This is a genomic window from Halorubrum sp. AJ67 (genome assembly GCF_000513435.1).
Map to the genome: position 1 here is coordinate 160,046 of NZ_CBVY010000003.1, position 2,543 is coordinate 162,588.

Here is a 2,543-nt window from a genome sequence, read left to right on the forward strand (position 1 = left end):
CGGGAGCGGTCGTGCTCCCGGGCGTCACCGTCGGCGAGGGTGCGCGCGTCGCCGCGAACTCGCTCGTTGCCGAAGATGTGCCGCCCGGTGCGACCGTCGCGGGGGTTCCGGCCGAGGTCGTCTCGCGGGCGGACGGGGAGAGCGGTGCGGCCGAGGGCGGCGACTGAACGGATCATCTCGATCGATAGCGGGAGTGGGTCCCGCACGTTGCTGGGGTGGTTGTTTATAAATCAGATTTTGGTGTTGCTGTCCGCTATTTATAAGCAATCGACGTGTCCATGGTAAAGACCACCAATGCCCCAGCCGCTCACTTATAGGCCGCTGACTCCGGATCGACGGTGAACACCGCCGAAGCCCCAGTCGCTTACTTATAAGCCGTTGACTACGGACCGACGGTGAACACCGCCGAAGCCCCAGCCGCTCGGCTGTACGATGCTGTGATTGCTCATAAATCAGTTATCGACGTGGAGACCGCCGAAGCCCCAGCCGCGAGGCGGGCGCACGCTCGCTGCGCTCCTCAGTCGTTCGCTTCGCTCACTCCTTGCGGTGCTTACTTCGCCTGCGCCCGCCTCGCGACTGCCCCTTCGAGTCCCGCCCCGCCCCGCACCGCACAGCACCTCACGCCTCCCCAGCCTCGTCGGCCGGCGCTTATAAGCGCCGGCCGACTCCCTCGCGCGGTGCTGTCGCCGGCGGCTTCGCCGCCGGCTATCAGAGAGACCTCCGGTCTCTCCCTACTCGCGGTCCCCGGTGGCGACCGCTCGCAGGCACGCGCCGACCGCATCATTCCTTATAAGCGATCGTTGCCGCGCTCCGCGTCGTCCGTGTCGTCCGCGTCGCCGTCGTCGGTCGCCGACTCCTCGGCGTCAGCGATGTGCGCCTCGGTGCTCACGCGCTCCAAGTCGACGCCGACCTCCTCGGCGACGGCGTCGAGGACGGCCCGCTGTTCGGCCATCTCGTTTTCGAGCGTCTTGACGCGTTCGGAGGTGTCTATCACTGTCTCCTGCGTCTCGTCGACCTCGTCGCGGAGTTCGCTGATCTTCTTGTAGGTCCGTTCCGCGCGGTCGGCGAGCGTCTGGATCTTCTTGGCGGTGTCCCCGAATCCCATACCGGACGCTCGGCCCGGCGATACGTGTGCCTTTCCGTTCGGTACGGGACGGCCCGCGCCTCCCGGCACCCGCCCCCGGTCGACGGTGGACTTTTGCCCGACTCGCCCGTGAAACGGGTATGAGCGTCGACCGGATCCTGTTGACCAACGACGACGGCGTCGACGCCGCCGGACTCCGAGCGCTCTACGACGCGCTTGCGGAGGAGTACGCGGTGACCGTGGTCGCCCCGGCCGACGACCAGTCCTCGGTCGGCCGCCTCCTCTCCGACGACGTCGCCGTCGACGAGCACGACCTGGGCTACGTGGTCGGCGGGACTCCCGTCGACTGCGTCGTCGCGGGCCTCGGCGAACTCGTCCCCGACGCGGACGCGGTCGTCGCCGGCTGTAACGAGGGCGCGAACCTCGGGGCGTACACGCTCGGGCGGTCGGGAACCGTCTCCGCGGCGGTCGAGGCGACGTTCTTCGGCGTCCCGGCGGTCGCGACCTCGATGTACGTGCCCGGCGGCGACGACTGGTGGAAACGCGAGTTCGAGACCGACGACTTCGCCCACGCGGCCCGCGCGACCGAGTTCCTCCTCGACGAGGCGGTCGATGCCGGGGTGTTCGAGCGCGCGGACTACCTCAACGTCAACGCGCCGATAGCGGACGAAGCGCGCGCGCCGCTCCGCGTCACGACGCCCTCGACGTGGTACGGGATGCGCGCCGAGCGGAACGGCGACGGTCGCGTCGGCTTTTCGGACCCGATCTGGGGCCTGATGAACGACGGCGACGTGCCGGACCCGGTCGGGACCGACCGCCGGGCGGTCGTCGACGGCGAGGTCTCGGCGTCGCCGCTGTCGGTCCCGCACGCGCCGAACCGAACGCGGGCCTCGACGAACTGGTCGAGGCCTACGAGGCCGCCGTTCGGTCGTAAAAAGCAGCCCTCGCGACGCGTCGCGCCTACTCCCCGTCGCCGGTGCTCACGGTCACCTTCGCCTCGCTCAGCACGCGGTCGCCCATCTCGTAGCCCGGCTCGTACACCTCGTGGATCGACCCCTCCGGGCGATCGCTGTCGACGCGGAGCATCACCTGATGGCGCGCGGGGTCGACCGCCTCGCCCGGATCCGGCTCGATCGACTCGACGCCCTCCTCGGCGAGCACCTCGTCGAACTTCTCCAGCGTCGACTCGACGCCGGGCCGAAGGTCGCTCCCCTCCTCCTGATCGAGCGCGCGCAGGAGGTCGTTGCGGACGGGGGCGAGCCGCTCGACGAGCGCCTCGGAGGCGCGCTCGCGGATCTCCGCTTGCTTCCGCTTCGCGCGCTCCTTGTAGTTGCTGAAGTCCGCCTTCACGCGGGCGAGCTTGCTCGTCAGCTCCTCGACCTCCTCGTCGCGCTCGCGGAGCGCCCCGCGGGTCTCGGACAGCTCCGCCTCCAGCGCCGCGACCTCGCGGGCGAGCGCG

The 2,543-nt window shown here is 69.7% G+C and carries 2 protein-coding genes and 2 pseudogenes; 2 read left to right on the forward strand and 2 right to left on the reverse strand.

Annotated elements, in window-relative coordinates:
- Positions 1–167, forward strand: a pseudogene (locus BN903_RS04435) (acetyltransferase); the annotation flags it as partial.
- Positions 168–787: 620 nt separating this feature from the next.
- Here BN903_RS04435 and BN903_RS04440 read toward each other — a convergent pair.
- Entirely contained in the window at positions 788–1,105 is a 318-nt protein-coding gene (locus BN903_RS04440) for a DUF5798 family protein (RefSeq protein ID WP_048076574.1), read from the reverse strand.
- 119 nt (positions 1,106–1,224) lie between these two features.
- On the opposite strand from BN903_RS04440, the pseudogene surE reads away from it, so the two are divergent.
- Positions 1,225–2,018, forward strand: a pseudogene (surE, locus tag BN903_RS15570) (5'/3'-nucleotidase SurE).
- Positions 2,019–2,044: 26 nt separating this feature from the next.
- On the opposite strand, the gene BN903_RS04445 reads toward surE, so the two are convergent.
- The coding region (locus BN903_RS04445; RefSeq protein ID WP_048076575.1) for a nucleotide exchange factor GrpE at positions 2,045–2,543 on the reverse strand (499 nt) is incomplete at its 5' end.